Origin of the sequence: Streptomyces sp. APSN-46.1 (genome assembly GCF_022815725.1) — a bacterium.
Classification (GTDB): Bacteria; Actinomycetota; Actinomycetes; order Streptomycetales; family Streptomycetaceae; genus Streptomyces.
Window position 1 is genome coordinate 527,550 of record NZ_JALGRF010000002.1, and the last position, 18,255, is coordinate 545,804.

At 73.4% G+C, this 18,255-nt stretch carries 17 protein-coding genes; 8 read left to right on the forward strand and 9 right to left on the reverse strand.

The features are described from left to right. Positions 1-337 precede the first annotated feature (337 nt). The 3 genes from MTF65_RS08965 to MTF65_RS08975 all read left to right on the forward strand — a co-directional run bounded on the left by MTF65_RS08965 (position 338) and on the right by MTF65_RS08975 (position 4,291). Positions 338-1,597, forward strand: coding sequence for an ATP-grasp domain-containing protein (locus MTF65_RS08965; RefSeq protein ID WP_243627894.1), 1,260 nt, complete (start codon positions 338-340; stop codon positions 1,595-1,597). After that, entirely contained in the window at positions 1,594-2,841 is a 1,248-nt protein-coding gene (locus tag MTF65_RS08970; protein WP_243627896.1) for an MFS transporter, read from the forward strand. Before MTF65_RS08965 ends, MTF65_RS08970 begins: the two co-directional genes overlap by 4 nt. A 289-nt stretch (positions 2,842-3,130) precedes the next feature. Then, positions 3,131-4,291, forward strand: a complete 1,161-nt coding sequence (locus MTF65_RS08975) for a hypothetical protein (RefSeq protein ID WP_243627898.1) — start codon at positions 3,131-3,133, stop codon at positions 4,289-4,291. A gap of 141 nt (positions 4,292-4,432) precedes the next feature. Here MTF65_RS08975 and MTF65_RS08980 read toward each other — a convergent pair whose 3' ends face one another. Further along, the gene (locus MTF65_RS08980) at positions 4,433-5,578 is read right to left on the reverse strand and encodes a glutamate--cysteine ligase (RefSeq protein WP_243627899.1); all 1,146 of its coding nucleotides are present in this window, start codon (positions 5,576-5,578) and stop codon (positions 4,433-4,435) included. A gap of 218 nt (positions 5,579-5,796) precedes the next feature. Between MTF65_RS08980 and MTF65_RS08985 the strand changes: the two genes are divergently transcribed. Beyond that, positions 5,797-7,074, forward strand: a complete 1,278-nt coding sequence (locus MTF65_RS08985) for an MFS transporter (protein ID WP_243627900.1) — start codon at positions 5,797-5,799, stop codon at positions 7,072-7,074. Between the two features lie 26 nt (positions 7,075-7,100). Here the strand turns inward: MTF65_RS08985 and MTF65_RS08990 are convergent, their stop codons facing one another. Next, positions 7,101-7,472 (reverse strand): cupin domain-containing protein, encoded by a 372-nt coding sequence (locus tag MTF65_RS08990; RefSeq protein WP_243627901.1) that lies wholly within the window; start codon positions 7,470-7,472, stop codon positions 7,101-7,103. A 49-nt stretch (positions 7,473-7,521) separates the two neighbouring features. Here MTF65_RS08990 and MTF65_RS08995 point away from each other — a divergent pair, with 49 nt between their 5' ends. Then, a complete protein-coding gene (locus MTF65_RS08995) occupies positions 7,522-8,373 on the forward strand; it encodes an AraC family transcriptional regulator (protein WP_243627902.1) in 852 nt (283 codons plus the stop codon). 199 nt (positions 8,374-8,572) lie between these two features. On the opposite strand, the gene MTF65_RS09000 is transcribed toward MTF65_RS08995, so the two are convergent. The 3 genes from MTF65_RS09000 to MTF65_RS09010 all read right to left on the reverse strand — a co-directional run bounded on the left by MTF65_RS09000 (position 8,573) and on the right by MTF65_RS09010 (position 10,788). Further along, positions 8,573-9,013 carry a hypothetical protein gene (locus tag MTF65_RS09000; RefSeq protein ID WP_243627903.1) on the reverse strand — a complete coding sequence of 147 codons (441 nt, stop codon included), beginning with the start codon at positions 9,011-9,013 and terminating at the stop codon, positions 8,573-8,575. Between the two features lie 88 nt (positions 9,014-9,101). After that, positions 9,102-10,463, reverse strand: coding sequence for a carboxyl transferase domain-containing protein (locus MTF65_RS09005; RefSeq protein ID WP_243627905.1), 1,362 nt, complete (start codon positions 10,461-10,463; stop codon positions 9,102-9,104). 67 nt (positions 10,464-10,530) lie between these two features. Then, on the reverse strand, positions 10,531-10,788 hold the full coding sequence (locus MTF65_RS09010; RefSeq protein WP_243628695.1) for a hypothetical protein: 258 nt from the start codon (positions 10,786-10,788) through the stop codon (positions 10,531-10,533). 1,021 nt (positions 10,789-11,809) lie between these two features. Between MTF65_RS09010 and MTF65_RS09015 the strand changes: the two genes are divergently transcribed. After that, entirely contained in the window at positions 11,810-12,250 is a 441-nt protein-coding gene (locus MTF65_RS09015; RefSeq protein ID WP_243627906.1) for an Lrp/AsnC family transcriptional regulator, read from the forward strand. A gap of 317 nt (positions 12,251-12,567) precedes the next feature. Here the strand turns inward: MTF65_RS09015 and MTF65_RS09020 are convergent, their stop codons facing one another. Continuing rightward, positions 12,568-14,136, reverse strand: a complete 1,569-nt coding sequence (locus MTF65_RS09020; RefSeq protein WP_243627909.1) for a GAF domain-containing protein — start codon at positions 14,134-14,136, stop codon at positions 12,568-12,570. Between the two features lie 22 nt (positions 14,137-14,158). Then, positions 14,159-15,196 (reverse strand): rod shape-determining protein, encoded by a 1,038-nt coding sequence (locus tag MTF65_RS09025; RefSeq protein WP_243627911.1) that lies wholly within the window; start codon positions 15,194-15,196, stop codon positions 14,159-14,161. A gap of 220 nt (positions 15,197-15,416) precedes the next feature. Between MTF65_RS09025 and MTF65_RS09030 the strand changes: the two genes are divergently transcribed. Next, positions 15,417-16,139, forward strand: coding sequence for a triacylglycerol lipase (locus MTF65_RS09030; RefSeq protein ID WP_243627913.1), 723 nt, complete (start codon positions 15,417-15,419; stop codon positions 16,137-16,139). Here MTF65_RS09030 and MTF65_RS09035 read toward each other — a convergent pair. Beyond that, a complete protein-coding gene (locus tag MTF65_RS09035) occupies positions 16,136-16,765 on the reverse strand; it encodes a hypothetical protein (RefSeq protein WP_243627916.1) in 630 nt (209 codons plus the stop codon). The two genes, MTF65_RS09030 and MTF65_RS09035, sit on opposite strands and share 4 nt — an antisense overlap. Before the next feature lie 78 nt (positions 16,766-16,843). On the opposite strand from MTF65_RS09035, the gene MTF65_RS09040 reads away from it, so the two are divergent. After that, positions 16,844-17,653: a hypothetical protein gene (locus MTF65_RS09040; protein WP_243627917.1), complete on the forward strand. Its 810-nt coding sequence runs from the start codon at positions 16,844-16,846 to the stop codon at positions 17,651-17,653. 31 nt (positions 17,654-17,684) lie between these two features. On the opposite strand, the gene MTF65_RS09045 is transcribed toward MTF65_RS09040, so the two are convergent. Continuing rightward, positions 17,685-18,113: a MarR family winged helix-turn-helix transcriptional regulator gene (locus MTF65_RS09045; RefSeq protein ID WP_243627918.1), complete on the reverse strand. Its 429-nt coding sequence runs from the start codon at positions 18,111-18,113 to the stop codon at positions 17,685-17,687. Positions 18,114-18,255 lie beyond the last annotated feature (142 nt).

Below are 18,255 nucleotides of genomic sequence, written 5' to 3' on the forward strand. Positions count from 1 at the left end.
GGCTGTTACCGACAACGTCGTCGACCGTGGTGCCGCCCTGTGCAGGGGCCGTGGGCGGTCCGCGTTCCACCGGGCCGGTCTCGGCCCGACGCGGACGCGGGTACGCCGCGACGCGTCGCGCTTCGATGGGCGCTCACCTTCCTGCCGGTAGGCGATGCGAACGCGTGAAAGACCGAACGCAGGACACCCCTCGCACCAGCCCTACCCCACTTGAGAGAAACGAACCTGTGAGAATTCTGCTCCCGCACACGAGGAATCACAGCCGACCGCAGCAGCCGACCCGGGGATGGGACATCGCCGGGGCACCGTGCTGCGCGTTCCTGGCCGGGGAGGTCCGATGAGGTACCTGGTCCTCAACCGGACCCCGCTCGCCTCGGGACTTCGCTTCCCCGACTGGATCGGCGCCGACGACGAGGCGGTCCTGCTGACCGACACGGCGGCAGTCTCGACCGACCCGCAGGAGCGCACCGCCCAGCTCGCCGGGTACGACCACGTGGAGTTCTTCGACGACTTCCACTTCAACCCCCTGGTGGAGAGCCAGGCCCTCGCGATGCACCGGAAGTGGGGTTTCGACCGCGTTCTCGCGCTGTCGGAGTTCGACATCCTGCGCGCCGCGCGTCTGCGGGAGATCTTCGCCGTGCCGGGGCAGGACGTCGCCAGCGCGACCGCCTTCCGCGACAAGCTCGACATGAAGCGAATACTCTCCGAGGCCGGCGTCCCGCTCGCGCGCTACGCGCCCGTGTCGAACTTCGCCGACCTGCTCGGCTTCGTCGAGGAGAACGGGTACCCGGTCGTCGTCAAGCCGCGGCGAGGCGGCGGTTCCATGGACGTGCACGTCCTGCGGGACGAGCAGGACATCGACTCCCTGCTCGCCGCCCACCGCGACCTCGGCACCGACGACGGCGCCCAGCTCATCGCCGAGCAGTACATCGAGCACGAACTGCTGCACGTCGACGGCATCGTCCTCGACGGGGAGATCAAGCTCATCTGGGCCTCGACCCAGGGCGACAGCACCTGCCTGGACATCAAGCAGGGCAACGCACTGCACAGCTGCCTGATGGACCCGGACGACCCCCTGCTCGCCCCCGCGCAGGAACTCACGCGCCAGGCCCTGACCGCGCTGCCGACGCCGGACACGTCCATGTTCCACGCCGAGGTCTTCCTCACCGAGGACGGACGCATGGTGTTCAACGAGGTCGCCAGCCGCATGGGCGGCGGGATGATCGAGGACGTGCTCAAGCTGGGCTTCGGCGTCTTCCTGCCCGAGGTGTACGTCCGCAACCTCAGCGGACACGAGCCGCTCGACGTCCCGGCCGCACCGCTGCGGATCGCCGGCCTCTCGCTGTTCCCGCCGCGCCCCGGCACCCTCGTGGAGATCCCCGGGGAGTGCCCGGTGCCCGGGATCACCGAGTACCGCACGTACGCCGAGCCGGGCGCCGAGCTCGAACTGGCCAAGCTGAGCGTGGAGAAGATCGGCTCCGTGCTCGCCACCGGCGGCTCGCGCGCGGAGGTCGAGACCGCCCTGTCCGACGCCCTGGCGTGGTTCGAGCAGAACACCGTCATCCAGGGCCGCGGCGAACCGGACCCCGCATCGTGATCGAGACGCTGCGCCTCGCCCGACGTACGCCCGGCGTCCTTCTGCTGCTGATCGGCAACTTCGCCGTCGCGTTCGGCAGCAACATCGTGATCCCGTTCCTCGCCGTCTATCTGACGCGGGAGCAGCACCTCAGCCCCGTCGTGGTCGCCATGGCCATCACGGTCAAGTTCTGGTCCCAGCAGGGCCTTTCCATGCTGGGCGGCTGGATCGCCGACCGCGTGGGCCCCGTCCGCGCCATGTCCGGCGGGCTCCTGGTCCGAGCGGTGTCGTACCTGCTGCTCCTGTCCGCCTCCGGACCGGTCCAGGTCGTGACCGCGTGCGCGCTCCTGGGTCTGGGCGGTGCGATCTACGTACCGGCGTCGAAGGCGGCGCTGGTGCGGCTGCTGGGAACGGGGGACCAGCTCAGGACGGTCTTCGCCCTCCGCAGTACCGCGAACAACGTGGGCTGCGCCGTCGGTCCGCTGGCCGGCAGCCTCCTGCTGCTGGTCGCCGACCCCCGGATCGGCTTCGTCGTCACCAGCGCCATCTACATGGCGCTCGCGGTCGTCTTCCTGCGGCTGCGGTCCCTCGCGGACGCCGAGGAGCCGACCGACGCGGACTCGAAGGCCGCTGCCGACGCCGACGGCGCGGCCGCCGCCGTGGACCGCCGGAAGCTCGCCTGGGTGCTCGGGTGCGCCTTCGCCTTCGGGTTCTGCTACATCCAGCTCGAATACGCGCTGCCCGTCTTCACCGGCAGTGTGCAGAGCTCGTCGCTCGTCGGTGTCCTGTTCACCGTCAACGCGATCGCCGTGGTGCTGCTCCAGGTCCCGCTGAACCAGTACACCAGCAAGATCACCAGCTCCGCGCTGGTCATCTGCGGCGCCCTGCTGATCATGACGACCAGCTTCGCCGCCGCCTCGCTGGGATCCGTGGGCGGCCTGGTGGTCTCCGTGCTGCTGTTCTCCGCCGCGGAAGTGCTGATCGATCCCCGGATCGACAGCGAGATGGCCAACACGGTTCCCGCCCACCGGCGCGGCATGGCCTTCGGCTTCATCGGCACCGCCATGGCCCTGGGCGGAGGCTGCGCCAACGCGCTGGCCGCCTGGCTGTCCACGGACGACGGCGCCCCGGAGCGGCAGTTCTGGCTGCTGCTCGTCGCCGTGAGCGCGGCCTTCGCCGCGGTCCTCTACGCCGCCTCGTGGGCCGTACGCCCCCGGGGCGCGGTGAAGGCGGACCGGGACATGAGCTCCGCCTCGTCCGTCTAGAGGCCGTCCCGTACCGGGAAGACCGTCACAGCACTGTGCCCCGAGGCCAGAAGGCCTCGGGGCACAGTGTCAGCTACCGGTGATCAGAGCGGGCGTCTGGCAGGGGTGAGGTGACCGCCGTTCGCATGCAATTGCGGAGAGTCCGAACCGTGGTGCGAGAAACCGGCGTGTGCAAGCGATACCACGGTTCCGTCTTGCCGGTCTCCCGTGATCAGGATCGTCCTCCTTCGCGTACCCGAGGAGAGGGCGAGTGAGGCGCCCGGCTTGGAACCGAGAGGAAGAAATACGGATGAAGAATCGTCTCGTACTCGCTGGAGCTGCCGTGGCGGCGAGCGTGGGTCTGTGCGTGGTGGCCTCGCCGGCCATCGCGCAGCCGTCAGACACGACCATCACCTGCGGTGACGTCGCCGGACTCATCGCGGCCATCGGGGCGGCGAATGCGAACGTCGAGGGCGGCACGATCACGCTGGCCGAGAACTGCGCCTACCGCTTCGAGGAGGCCTACACGCGCACGGGGAACGCCCTGCCGGCCATCACCGGGCACGTCACCCTCACCGGCAAGAACTCGACCCTGATCCGTTCCGTCGTCGAGAGCCTGCCGCTGTTCCGCATCCTCGCCGTCAGCGACGGCGGCAGCCTCACGCTGGACGGCATCACCGTGACCGGCGGCCGCATCGACGGGAACGGCGCGGGCATCACCAACGCGGGCACCCTGCGGCTGGAGCACAGCAAGGTCGCCGGCAACCAGGCCAGTGGGGTCGGCGGCGGCATCTCCAACGAGGGCGGTGACGTCACCCTGATCAACAGCGACGTCCTGACCAACGTGGTCACGGCCACCGGCAACGACTCCGGAGACGGCGGCGGCATCAGCAACGACGCGGAAGGAACCCTCCGCGTCAAGAAGAGCACCGTCGCCGGCAACGCGGCCGACCAGGACGGCGGCGGCATCCAGAACCTGGGCACGGTGACCATCGAGCACAGCCATCTCGCGAACAACGATGCCCGCGAGGGCAACGGCGGTGGCCTCAACAACCTCGGCAGGGCGACCGTCACCTACAGCAAGATCATCGAGAACTGGGCCGGCCTTGAGGGCGGTGGCATCAACAACGGCGTGGACGCGACCCTCGACATCCAGGAGTCGAGCCTCGACGGCAACAAGTCGGGCCGGGACGGCGGCGCCATCAACAACGAGGGCACCGCGACGCTGAGCAAGAGCAAGGTCCTGGAGAACTCGGCCGGCCGCGACGGCGGCGGCATCAACAACGAGCAGGTCGACGGGGCCGACGCCGCCCGACTGACGCTCGCACACACGACCGTCTCGGACAACCGGGCCGCCCGCAACGGCGGCGGCATCAACAACTGGCCGGGCGGCGTGGTCACGCTCACGGACTCCAAGATCATCAAGAACCTGCCCACGAACTGCTACGGAACCGTGCCCGGCTGCTCCTGACCCTTCCCCTTCGCCTTCCCCTTCCTCTTCCCCCACCATGAAGCCGCAGGCGACGGCACGTTGTCGCCTGCGGCTTCGCCGCGCCTGCCCGACGGGGACCGGGCCCGCCGGACCCGGCCCGTAGGACTCAGCCCGCCACACTCAGAAATTCTCCGTTTCGTCCGTCAGAAGGCGCAGGACGTCCGTCAGGTCCTGGCGGCGGGCGAAGGCCGCACGCTGGCGGTGCGCGCCCGAGCCGTCGCGGAGCAGGTCCGCCATGGTCTTGGCCGCGTGGTCGAGGTCACCGGCGGCGGCCAGGTCCGGGGCGACCAGGTCCAGCAGTGCCTCCGCGAGATCGGCCGCCGGGAGCTCCACGCCCGTGTACGGGTCCAGACCGAAGCCCTCCAGCCCGTCGTGGGCCCCCCGCCACCGGGCGAGGCGGAGTACGTCCTCCCGTAGAGCGGGCTCCGGGCGCTGCTCCGCGATCTCCCGGAGCGCCGTGGCCACCAGGGCCCGGGCCAACTCGGCCTGAAGGATGGCGGTGTCGATGGCCGGGGACATGTCGGGCGCCCGGATCTCAAGCGTGGGCCAGTGGCCGGACGGCCGGAGGTCCCAGTAGACCATCTTGATGTCCAGGGCCGCCCCGGAGCCGAGCAGGGTCTGCACCGAGCGCCGGAAGTGGGCCGTGGACGTGAAGTGCGGGGGCAGCCCCGCCGAGGGCCAGCCCGACCAGGCCATCGCCCGCCAGCTCGCGTGACCCGTGTCGCGCCCGCCCCAGAACGGCGAGTTGGCGGCCAGCGCGATCAGCGTGGGCAGCCACGGCCTGACCCGGTTGGACACCGCGACCGCCGTGTCCACGTCGAGGGTGCCGATGTGGATGTGCCGGCCGCAGCTGACCAGGGTGTCGGTGAGCGAGCCGAACCGCCGGTGCTGCTCGCGCTGGCGCGGCTCGTCGTCGGTCAGGTGCAACGGCCCCTCCACGGCCACCACCGGCGAAGGGGCGGCCAGCAGCCGGCAGCCGTGCGCGCGGGCCGCCCGCGCGAGGGTGCGCCGCAGGGCGACGAGTTCCGCGCGCAGGGTGACCGCCGAGTCGGCGACCGGGGTGGAGATCTCCACCTGGTAGCGGGTGCCTTCGGGGTGCAGCTCGTGCGGAAGCCCGGCGGCCGTGGCGAGGACGAGCGGGGCGGCCGGGACCACCCGGAAGGTGCGGGCGTCGACGAGGAGGAACTCCTCCTCGACCCCGACGGTGAGGGGGACCGTATCGGTCGGGGAGCTGGTGCTCGTGGTGCTGGTGCCAGGTTCGATCACTGCGCCTCCCTGGACATACGCCGCGTCTTTTCATCATGAGCTGAACACGAGCGGAGGAGCGCGCGTCGATTCAGTCAAATGTCAGGTGATAATGGCGGGTTACCGGCAAGAGGGTGCCGGGCCTGGGGCCCCGGATCCGCGTGGGATCACGGGTGCGGGTGCGTGAACGGGGACCGGGACCGCCCGGGGCCGGGATCGGCCGCTGGTTATCATCCGCTGTGACTCGTACCACCGCGCCGACCCGCCCCCGCCCCCGCATATTCGCCGACCTGACCCCGCTCCGCTCCTCCCCGCACTACCGGCGGCTGTGGGTGGGCGCCACCATTTCCTGGATGGGCCAGGCGATGACCGCCCTCGCGATCTCGCTCCAGGTCTACGAGATCACCGGCTCCAGCTTCTCCGTCGGACTGGTCGGCCTCTTCTCGCTCGTCCCGCTCGTCGCCTTCGGCCTGTACGGCGGGGCGATCGCCGACACCGTGGACCGGCGCAAGCTCGGCCTCTACAGCTCCACCGGCCTCGCCGGGCTGTCGATCGCGCTGGCCGCGGCCGCCCTCCTCGGCTACCACCGCGTCTGGCTGCTGTACGGGGTCGTCGCGCTCCAGGCGGTCTGCGGGGCGCTCAACGGACCGGCCCGGTCGGCCATGATCCCGCGGCTGCTGCCGCCCGAGCAGCTGCCCGCCGCGAACGCGCTGAACTCGGTGACCATGACCTCCGGGACGATGCTCGGCCCGGTCCTCGGCGGCCTCATCGTCGGCTGGTGGGGCTACCAGGCGGCGTACCTGATCGACGCCGTGACCTTCGCGGCCGCCCTCTACGCCATGTGGCGGCTGCCGTCGATGCGCCCCTCACCCCTTAAGGCTGACCGGGCGGAGGGCAAGCGGGGGAGGGCCTCCGTACTCGACGGGCTGCGCTTCCTCGGCACCCGGCCCAACATCCGGATGACCTTCTTCTCCGACATGGCCGCCATGGTGCTGGCCCACCCGAGGGCGCTGTTCCCGGCCATCGCCGTCCTCTGGTACGGGGGCGACGCCAAGACCGTCGGCCTCCTCGTGGCCGCGCCCGCCGTCGGCGCGCTGCTGGGCGGCCTGTTCTCCGGCTGGCAGGGGCGGATCCGCCGCCACGGGCTGGCGATCCTGCTCTCCGTCGCGGCCTGGGGGCTGGCCGTGGCCGTCTTCGGGCTCACCCGGAACCTGTGGCTCGGACTGTTCTTCCTGGCCCTGGCCGGATGCGCCGACACCATCTCGATGGTGTTCCGCACCACCATGCTCCAGGCGGCGACCCCGGACGAGATGCGCGGACGGCTCCAGGGCGTGTTCATCGTGGTCGTCGCGGGCGGCCCCCGGCTCGGGGACTTCCTCGCCGGGACCGCCGCCGACCTGACCTCCCCCGCGGTGGCGATCACGGGCGGGGGGCTCGCCTGCGTACTGGTGCTGACCCTGCTCGCCCTCCGGTGGCGCGCTTTCGCCCGCTACGACGCGAGGTCGCCACAGGCCTGACCCCGGGCCGGGGCGTACGCCTACGCCTACGCGTCCACTGGCTCGCGGGTGCGCTCCCCGCCCACATCGCCGGTGTTGGCGGTGCCGGCCGGCTCGAACAGCAGGATCGACACCTCCTCGTCCGCCGCCGGGCAGTGCTCCACCCCGCGCGGGACGACGTACAGCTCACCAGGGCCGAGGACGACGTCTCCCTCGCGCAGGCGGATCGTGAGGATCCCGCTCACGACGAGGAACAGTTCGTCGGTGTCCTCGTGGGTGTGCCACACGAACTCGCCTTGCAGCTTGGCGGCCTTGACCTCGTAGTCGTTGACGCGGGCGATGCGGCGCGGGGCCCACTGCTCGTCGAAGGCGGACAGCTTGCGCGCGATGTTCACCGGGGCCGGTGTGTGCGTTGTCATGGCAGGAGCCTGCCGGTGCGGGGAGGGGCCGGTCTTGTACGTTGCTGACATGGCCGCCATACGTCCGCGCAGCAGGGTCTCCGCCTGGCAGCCGCCGGTCGCGGGCATCACCGAGGTCTTCCACGCCCGCTTCACCGACCACGCGTACCCGGCCCACGTGCATGACACCTGGGCTCTGATGATCCTGGACGGCGGTCGTGTGGACTTCGCGCTGGACCGGGAGCGGCACGGCATCGGGGTGTCGGACGCGGTGGTTCTGCTGCCGCCCGGTGTGGTCCACGACGGGCGGACCGTGACGGAGGCCGGCTTCCGTAAGCGGGTGCTGTACCTGGACACCTCGGTGCTGCCGGAGCGGCTGACCGGGGCCGCCGTGGACACCCCGCTGCTGCTCGACCCGGCGCTGCGGGAGCGCGTGCACGGGCTGCACCGGGCGCTGGGTCCGGGGGAGGCGGCGGTCGAGCGGTTCGAGGCGGAGTCGCGGCTGGCCTTCGTAGGGGAGCGGCTGCGGGGATGGCTCGCGGGGCGGAAGGCGCCGTCGGCGTACGGGGCGGCGGGCGCGGGGGTCGCGGGGGTCGCCGTACGGCTGCGCGAGCTGCTCGACGCGCGGGTGGCCGAGGGCGTCACGCTGGGGGAGGCTTCGGCGCTGCTGGGCCTGGGTGAGGTCGATCCCACGCAGCTGATCCGGGTCTTCCGGAAGGCGTACGGGCTGCCGCCGCACGCCTACCTGACGGGGCGGCGGGTGGCGGCCGCGCGGCGGCTGCTGCTGGCGGGGATGCGGCCGGCCGAGGTGGCGACGGCGGTGGGGTTCTACGACCAGGCGCATCTGACACGGCACTTCGGGCGGCATGTGGGGACCAGCCCGGCGAGGTTCGGCCGATCCGCCGGCGCCGGTGTCGGCTAACGGGACCGGGCCTGCTCGCCGTACCTCTCCGTCGCGGGGTACTCGGACTCCCTCGACGGGACCACCCTCGACGGGCGGCTGGTCGGCGGCCTCTCCGGGCTCGCGGAGGACCACCGTGACGGGACGGTCGCCGGTACCTCCGACAAGTCGGCGCTGTACGCCGGGTCGCGGCCGGAGTCAGGGGGGCCTGCGCCCGGGCTCACGCCAGCCACAGTTCGCCCCGGCGGTGTCGGGCCGGCGGGATGTCCGCATCCTTGGCGTACTTGGCGTACTTGGCGTACTTGGCGTACTCGGCGCGGAACGGGTCGAGCGGACCGCCGCGCTCGCCGTCGACGAGTCGGAGCACGGCACGGGTCCGCGCGCGCAGCCGCTGCCGGGCGCGGCGTTCCTCCAGCGTGGCCGCGACGGCCACGGAGTCGCCCAGCCGGCGCGGCAGACAGCGGATCGCGACGTGGCGCCGGACGGCCCGCGGCCGGGTCCGGCGCCTGGCCCGCTCCGCTTCGGCGAGGCAGCGGGCGCTGTAGCGCAGGTCGCGGACGACGATGTCGAGGAGCGGTGCGCCCGGCCCCGCCTCGACGGGACCGGCCGGACGTCCGGCCCCGGTACGTCGGGACCGGCCGTGGTGAGCGGTGCGTGACATGGTCAACTCCAGGGTCGGCGCCGCCAGGTGAATCCCGGCGAGACCGCTTGGCGGAAGCCGTGCGGACCCGCCCCGCGGGCGTGCCCGCTCACGCGCCGGGGGTCGGGGACGGGGCCGGGCCGACCACGCCCCGGGCCACGCCGAGGGTGACGAGGTCCTGCGGGCGGATGCGGAGCTGGTCCGCCGTCGCCGGGGCGTCCGTCGCGGGGCGCTTGAGGATGGCCGCCGCCAGTTCGGGGGCGATGACCGAGAAGTAGCTGTCCGCCGTGACCCACGTGTTCCCCGGCGCGGCCAGCGCGAGGGCTCCGCCGGAGCCGCCCTCGCCGATGAGCAGCGTGGTGACGGGTACGCCGGCGGCGGCCACCGCCGCGAACGTGTCCGCGATGGCCGCACCGGCCCCCGCGTGCTCGGCGGCGGCGTCGTTGGCCGCGCCCGGGGTGTCCACCAGGGTGAGGACGGGGATCCCGAGCCGGTCCGCGAGGCGGATCACGCGGGCGGCCGTGCGGTACCCCGCCGGGCGGGTGGCGGTGCCGCACTGGGCGGCGTACGCGACGGCCCGCCCGTCCCGCAGCCCGAACCCGCACAGCATCCCGGGGTCCGTGCCGCCCGCCCGGTCCCCGGAGAGGGGGAGGCGGAGGTCGAAGTACGCGTCGAGGTACGTGGGGGCGCGCGGGCGGTCCGGGTGCCGGGCCTGCCGTACGGCGTCCCAGCCGGTGGCGGGCGCTGATACGTCGGCCAGGGCGGCCGGGGGTGCGACCGGCTCGGCGGAGCGGGGCGCGGCCAGGACGCGCAGCCAGTCCGCCAGGGTCGCGGGCAGGTCGGCGGCGGGCACGACGGCGTCCACGTGTCCGGCCGCGTACTGGCCCTCGGCGGTGTAGGCCGCCGGATCCGCGTCCGCCGGCCGCACCCGGGAGCCGGCGAAGCCGACTTGGGCCGCGGGCAGCGCGAGGACGACATCGGCCCCGGCGCCGAGGGTGGCCCAGCCGCCGCCGGTGGTGGGGTCGCGCAGGACGGCGATCTGCGGGAGCCCGGCGGCCCGGGTGAGCGCGGACTGGCGGGCCACGCACTGGAGTTGGGTCAGCGCGAGCATGCCCTCCTGCATTCGGGAGCCGCCGGTGGCGATGAGGGAGACGAGGGGGAGCCGGTGCGCGCGGGCATGGGCGTAGGCGGCTTCGAGCCGGTCTCCGGTGCGTTCGCCGAGGGACCCGCCGAGGAAGCCGAACTCGAAGGCGATCAGGGCGGTTTCGCGGCCGCCGATGCGGGCGGTGCCGGTGACGACGGACTCCTCCTCGCCGGTCCGCCGCGCGGCGCGGGCGCGGGAGTCGTCGTACCCGGCCCAGCCGAGGGGGCCGTCGGGGGGTGAGTCCCGGTGGGGCGCGGGGAGTTCGGCGAAGCTGCCGGAGTCGGTCACGGAGGCGATGGCGGCGCGGGCCGAGAGGCGGGTCGTCACGGATTCACCCTAGAGGGCGGGTACGGGTTCTCGCTGGGGGGTTCCGGGCCAAGCGCGGTCTCGTCCGTCACAGGGCGGGAAGGGGGAAGGCGATCTTCAGCGCGTAGGCGGCGACCAGGCCGTAGCCGAGACGGAAGGTCCAGGTACGGGCGGTGGGGGAGATCCTGCTGCCGGCGAAGGTGCCGATGACCACGAGGGTCTGCTGCCAGAGGAGGGAGGCGAGGGCGACCCCGGCGAGGAACGCGGCCCCGGCCGCCCCGGCGCGCAGGGTGGCCCCCTGCGCGGTGGTGAGGGCGGCGAAGTAGAGCGCGGTGGTGGGGTTCACGGCGGTGAGCCCGACGTACCGCCCAAAGGTCCTCCCCACCCCGGAGCCGGGTCCCGGCGCGAAGCCGGGTCCGGGGGCGGAGCCGGGTCCCGGCGACGAGCCGTGTCCCGGGCTGGGGCTTGGGCCGGGGCCGAGTTCGGGCGCAGGGCTTGGGCCGCAGCCTGGTCCGGATCCGGATCCGGACCAGGCTGCGGATGCGGATGCGGAGCCAAGTCCCGGCGCGGAGCCGGGGCCCGGGCGTGGGTTTGGGCTGGAGCCGAGTTCGGGCGCGGATGCGGGCGCGGAGCCGGAGCCGTGTCTGGGTGCGGAGCCGGGTTCTGGGCGGGGGCTTGGGCCGGAGCCGGGTTCGGGTGCGGATGCGGGCGCGGAGCCGGGGCCGGGTTCGGGTGCGGGGCTTGGGCTGGAGCCCGGTCGGGGCGCGGGCGCGGGTGCGGGTGCGGGGCCGGGTTCGGGTGCGGGGCTTGGGCTGGAGCCTGGTCGGGGTGCGGATGCGGATGCGGGTGCGGAGCCGGGGCCGGGTGCCGGGCTTGGGCCGGAGCCCGGTCCGGGCGCGGATGCGGGTGCGGAGCCGGAGCCGGGGCGGGGGCCGGGGGCGGAGCCGGGTTCGGCTGTGGGGCCGCGGTCGCGATCGGCGGGTGCCGGGGCGGGGGCTTCGCGCGATGGGCGTGAGCGGTGGAGGCCGACGGCCGCGATGGCCAGGAGGACGCCCGCCGAGGCCAGCCGGACCCAGGCCTCCACCGGGGTGACATGGGCGGCCACCCAGGGGCCGAGCGCGGTGGCGAGGGCGGCGTAGCCGAGGTCGACCACCGCGATGCCCGCGGCCGCCGCCACCGCGGCGCGGCGGTGCCGGATCGCCTCCTGGAGCAGCAGCACGCTCATCGCACCCATCGGCATCGCCACGCCCAGGCCCGCGACCGCGCCCGCCAGGGCCGGTGTCAACAGTTCGCTCATGGAGGCGAGGGTGCGTGGCCCGCCCGGCGATCGGGCAGCGATTACCGGGCCCTCCTGCGAGAATCGCGGCATGGACCGCCTCGACAGGGAAATCCTCGGCATCCTCCAGCAGGATGCGCGGATCTCGTACCGCGACCTCGGCGTCCGCGTCGGCCTCAGCGCGAACGCCGCCGCCGACCGGGTGCGGCGGATGCGCCGCGACGGAGTGATCCGCGGCTTCACGGTCGTCGTGGATCCGGCCGCCGACACGCGCGGCGGGCTCGTCGTTTTCATCGACCTCACACTGCGCCAGGACACCACCAACGATGAGTTCGAGCGCCAGGTCGCCCACCTGCCCGGAATCACCGAAGTCGTGCACGTCACGGGGGAGTACGACTACCTCGTACGCGCCCGGGCCTCCGACCCGGCGGCCCTCGACGCGCTGCTGCGCAGGCTCAAACGGGACGCCGGGGTGGCCCAGTCCAGCACCCGCATCGCCCTGCGGGCCGCGACCCGCCCCGCCCGGCCGTAAGAGGGGAGGACCCGGTGACCTCCCTGCGGGAGAAGACCGAACAGGCCGACCTGGTCTGGTCCGGATCCGGGTGACCGGCCTGCCGGGGCCGCAGCGGCTGACGGCGGTCAAAGGTGTTTTGGTACCACCCTCGAACCGGCGGCCAAGGGCTCACCCGAGGCACGGACGGCCTCTCCTCGCAGGTCATGCTTGTGCATCAGCCCACTACTGGCCCAGCCGTCGAGCGGGCGCCGGAGCCAAAGAACGTGGAAGTCCGGCCCGGCCCACGCCGGCGGATCACGCCGACGCCGGCGGATCACGGCCACGCCGACGGACCCCTACAGCGCGGACTCCCACGTCACCGTCGTGCCCCGGCCGCCCGATTCCGTGCCGCCGTCGTCCGAGACCGTCAGGCGGACCAGGGCCGGGGTCGCATCGACCTCCACGCCGATCGAGGTGACCCCGATACGGCGATGGGCCGCCGCCAGGGCTCCGCGCAGGGCGCCGAGGAGGTCGTCCGCCACCGGGTCCGGCAGCAGCGCGTCCACCGCCCCCGCGAAGTGGACCGACGGCTGGAAGCCCAGCAGCACCGCCGCGCCGCCCGTCTCGCGCAGGACGCGGCCGCGGAAGGCCGTCGGGGCGTCCGTCGGGGGCTGCTGGAGGGCGAAGATGGCCGTGCGGACCTCCTGGATCGTGGAGTCCAGCTCGTCCACCGCGCGGCCGAGTTCGTCCCCCACCGTGTCCCCGTCCCCGGTGGGCGCGTTCGACGAGCGCCTCCGGGTGCTCTCCAGCATCATCTCCGTCGCGAACAGCCGCTGGATCACCAGATCGTGCAGGTCCCGCGCGATCCGGTCCCGGTCCTCGTACACCGCCAACTGCTCCCGGTCGTGCTGGGCGTCCGCCAGGACGAGGGCCAGTGCGGCCTGGGAGGCGAACTGGGAGGCCAGCAGCCGGTCCACCGCGTCGTACGGGGGCCCGCCCCGCCCGCGTGGCAGGGCCAGGGTGCCGATCAGCTGGCCGCCGCTCTGGAGCGGCAGCATCATGCTCGGGCCGAAACGTTCCCGCACGTGTGTCGTCATCCGGGGATCCGTCGCCGAGTCCTCGATGAAGACGGGCTCGCCGCCCAGGAGCTGTTCCAGGACCGCCGATCCGGGGGCGATGGAGGTGCCCACCAGGTCACCGGGGTCCCCCTGCGCCGAGGCGGCCACGATCTCCATCCCGCCCTCGGGGGTCGGCTGGAGCACCACCCCGGCCGCCGCGTCGGCGAGCAGCCGGGCCCGCTCGGCCACGCACATCAGGGCGTCCGCCGCAGGCCGCCCGGCCAGCAGGGCCGTGGTCACGGCCGCGGCCCCCTCGATCCAGCGCTCCCGGCGGCGCGCGGTCTCGTACAGCCGGGCGTTGCCGATCGCCATGCCCGCCTGCGAGGCCAGGACGCGCACGAGCGCGAGGTCCCCGTCGGTGAAGGGTCCGCCGCCCCGCTTCCCGGTCAGGTAGAGGTTCCCGAACACCTCCGTGTGCACCCGGATGGGCACGCCCAGGAAGCCGCGCATGTGAGGGTGGCCCGGCGGGAACCCCACCGAGCGGGGGTCCGCCGTCAGATCGTCCAGCAGCAGCGGCCGGGGGTCGCTGATGAGCGCGCCCAGTACGCCGGAGCGCCCGTCGGGCAGCCGGGGGATCGCCGCCCGTTCCTCCTCGGTCAGCCCGGCGGTGAAGAGCCCGGTCAGCCGGACGCGCTCGGGGTCGATGACCCCGAGCGCGCCGTACCGGGCCGCGCACAGCTCGGTCGCCGAATCCACGATGTGCTGGAGGGTGGCGTTCAGCTCGACCTCGGAGCCGACGCCGAGAACCGCCTCCAGCAGGACCGGGAGGGCGGACGGCCGGTCAGGCTCCTCATCCGCGTGCGTCATCCGAGTACGTCATCCGCGTGCGTCATTGGGCCAGATGGTTGAGAACCATGGGAGCGATCGTTCCTTCGAGCATCGCGCCGAGACCGAGTACGGCGCACACGTCCGGCCGTTCAGCGATCGCGACGGGCATCCCGGTGGCGTCCCGCAGCATCTGGTCCAGGCCCGGCAGCAGGGCGCTGCCGCCCACCATCATGATCCCCCGGTCCGTCAGGTCGGCGACCAGGTCCGGCGGGCAGTCCCGCAGCACCTTGCCGATGCCGTCCAGGACGGCGGTCAGCGGGGTGTGGATGGCGTCCCGTACGGCCGCGGTGTCCACGTGGACGGAACGGGCCAGTCCGGTGGCCACGTCCAGGCCGTGGATGAGCGTGGAGGCCGGGCCGTCGGGGGTGATGCCGCTGTCGTGCAGGGCCAGCTGGAGCGGCCGGACGGCCTGGCTGGGCAGCATCAGCTCGTGCGCGAGCCGCAGGTGCTGGACCACGGCGTGGTCGACGGCCTCGCCGCCGACCGGGATCCGCTCGGCGGTGACGACGGAGCCGAGCGAGAGGACGGCCACCTGGGTGGCCGCGGCCCCGCACACCATGATCATCGTCGCGGTCGGCTGCTCCACGGGCAGACCGCAGCCGACGGCCGCCGCGATCAGGGTGTCGACCAGTTCGACGCGCCGGGCGCCGAGCCCGACCAGCGTCTCCACGGTCGCGCGCTGGGCGAGCGGGTCGGCGTCGTGCGGGGTGCAGGCGGCGGCCCGCAGCCGGGGCTTGCGGCGAAGGGCGCGCCGCAGCTTCTCGCCGAGGAGGTGACGCAGCATCCGCTGGGCCATCTCGATGTCGATGACGGTGCCGCCGGAGACGGGGCGTACCACCCGGATGTAGTCGGGGGTGCGGCCGGTCATCCGCTCGGCGAAGGTTCCGACGGCGATGAGTGCGCCGGTGCGGGTGTTCACCGCGGCGACGCTGGGCTCGTCGACGACGAGGCCGGCGCCCTTGACGTACACGCGGGTCCTGGCCGCGCCCAGGTCGACGGCGACGTGGCAGCGGCGCAACTGCTCAAGACTGACGGTCACGGCGGATCCTCCCGAGAACGGACGCAAGAAGACCGGCGAGCGCCGGCTGTACTTCATATCTTCTCGGGCCAATCCGACATTCCGCCCGTTGTGGTGCTCCGGTCGGGGTGCGCCGACGGAGTGGCCCGGGTGCTGCACGGGGGTGGATTTCTGTACCGACAGGCAGCACCATGCGCGCAGTGCTCGCGCTACTCGCGCGTAACAAGGTAAAGGGGACCCGATGCTGACGCCCCGCCAGAAATTACCGGCGCTCCTGACGCTCTGCCTCGCCCTGCTGGCGCCCTTCCCGGCTCAGGCCGCCGGCCGGCCCGGGGACTGGTCCGCCGCCCAAGCCTCCGCCCGGGCCGTCCCCCGTGATCCGGTGGTCTTTGTGCACGGCTACAACGCCGACCCGGGAGTCTGGGGCGCCCTGCGCGAGGACCTGCGGGCCGCCGGGTACGCCGACTCGGAGCTCTTCTCCTGGGGTTACGACACCCACCGGTCCGTCAACGAGGTCCTCGCCGGGCAACTCGGCGGATACGTCGAGCAGGTCCGCCGGCAGACCGGCGCCGCCCGGGTGGACATCGTGGCGCACTCCTTCGGCTCGCTCGTCAGCCGCTGGTACGTGAAATTCGGCGGCGGCACCGAGACCGTGAACCACTGGGTCTCGCTCGCCGGCCCCAACCACGGCACCTCCACGGCCTGGGGCTGTGCGCTGTGGGATCAGGCGTGCCGGGACATGACCCCCGGGTCGTACGTGGCGAAGAACCTGGCGAGTGGGGACGAGACCCCGGGCGCGGTGAAGTACGCGACGTTCTGGTCGGACTGCGACGAGGTCGTCAACCCCGACGGCAGCGTCCCGCTGACCGGGGCCGCCAACACGCCCGTCGGCTGCCTGGGCCACAACGACCTGCTCGGCGACGACGGCACCTCGGCGGGCGTCCGCGCCTTCCTCGGGCGCTAAGCGGTATCGGGGATGCCCGGCCGGGTGTCCAGCGGGTCCAGCGGGGTGTCCGGCGGTTCCTCCGTGGAGACCCGCTGGAGCAGGCCGTACGTGAACTCCGCGATGTACCGCGCTCCCCGCACGGCGAACGCCAGCCGCCAACGGGTCGGCGCCGTGCCCTCCATCGGGCGTACGGGGGCGAAGGCCCGGGCCACCTCGTCCACCGTGGCCGACCAGGGCCGCAGGTCCTCCGGCGTCTCCAGTACGGGCCCCGGCGCGCCCGGGGCCCGGACCAGCCACTCGTTCCAGACGGCTCCGTCCGGCGCGGCCAGCACCTCGAAGCGCAGGTCCGGCCAGAGCGGCACCGGCCACAGCAGGGCCTCGCACTCCAGGTCGCCGATGGTGCGCGCGGTCGCCGACTCCGGCGGGCCGAGCACCGAACGGTAGCGGGCGAGCGCGCCGCGCGAGCGCGGTGAGCGGACCATGGCCTGCCAGCGCTTGTTCGCCTCCCGCTGTTCGGCGAGCGAGGCGCCGAGCCGGAGCCGGGCCCGCTCCGCGAGATCGGGCTGGAAGTCCGCCATCTGGCGCAGCAGAACCAGTTGGAAGGCGGCCGGACCGAACCGGCCCGGGGACGAGGGCGCTGTCATGCGGGCCACGATTCCACACAGGATCCTTACGTTCCCGCGATACGGATGATGCCCGGGACCACGTAGCCTGCGGGCGCCATGAACTACTGCCACGCCTGCCGGAGACACCTCAATGGCGCACTGGCGTGCGCCGGGTGCGGAACCCCGGCCGAGTACCTGATACCCGCGGCCCCTGTTTTCGCCGCCGGGCCCGCCGCCGGACCCGTCGCCCCTGCCGCCCCCGCGGGGGTCGCGCCGGCCGCGCCGTTCGCCGAGCCCGGCCCGGTGCCGTCCGGGCCGGAGCCCGGGGCCGAGCCGGAGCCCGAGGACTGGATCGTCACGCTGTCGGTGCCCTACGAGCGCCGCGCCGGGGCCCGTCGCCGGGTCGCGAACCGCAGACGCCGCAAGGCCGGGATGAGCGTCGGGCTCGGCCTGCTGCTCGCCGTCGGGGCCTCGGTGGCGGTCGCCCAGATCGCGACCGACGGGGAGCGCTCCGACCGGGCCTCCGAGGTGATGCTGACCGACGACTCCGCTCCGGATCAGCCGGCCCCGCTGCCGAGCCGGGCGGGCGGGCCCGCCGTTCCCTCGGCCCTGCCCTCGTCCGGGAAGGGCCCCGCGCCCGCGAAGGGCGCCGGTGGGGCGTCGAAGTCGGCCTCCCCGGGGCAGTCCCCGGGCGCCAGTGCGCAGCCGGGGCCGGCCGGGAGCGCCTCCGGGCCCGGGAATCCGGAGCCGTCGCAGGGCGGCGCCGGAGGCGGTTCCACCGTAAAGCCGAGGAACTCGGGGCAGCCCTCGCCGAGCGGGTCCGCGAGCGGGACGGCGCCGGCCCCGGGGCTGGTCACGCCTTCGGCCTCGCCCTCGCCGAGCCCGACGAAGACGAAGGACTGCGTCTTCTGGATCTTCTGCGGCTGAGAGCCCGGGGGGCGGGCTGACCGGGGCCCCGTCAGCCCAGCATCCGCCTGAGCAGGTCCCGCAGGGCCGTCCGCTCGGCCGTGGACAGGCCGGCCAGCGGCTCCCGCGCGAAGTCCAGCGATTCGCGCAGCCGGTCCGCGGCCTGGAGGCCCTCCTCCGTCGGACCGGCCAGCTTGACCCGGCGGTCGACGGGGTCCGGCAGACGCTCGACGAGCCTGCGGGTCTCCAGCCGGTCCACGATGCCGGTGATGTTCGAGGGCTCGCACCGCAGCTTCTGCGCGATCTTGCGCATCGGCAGGGGCGCCGCCTCCAGCGCCAGCATGGTCAGCACCTTGGCCTGGGCGCCGGTGAGCTGGTGCCTGGCGGCCGCCTGCTCGTACTCCACGTGGTAGCGGGCCACGACATCGCCGATGAGTTCGACGACCTCAAGGGTCAGGGGGTCTGCGCGACGACTGGGCATGGAACCAGCGTACCCATTTACTTGACAACATGAAATATCCAGGCGCATGGTTGTTTCAGCTAGTGAAGCATTTCTTCGCCTGGCTACCGCCGGCTACCCGCTGACCCGCTGACCCTCCCCTCTGTTGCTTTGTCAGGAGCCC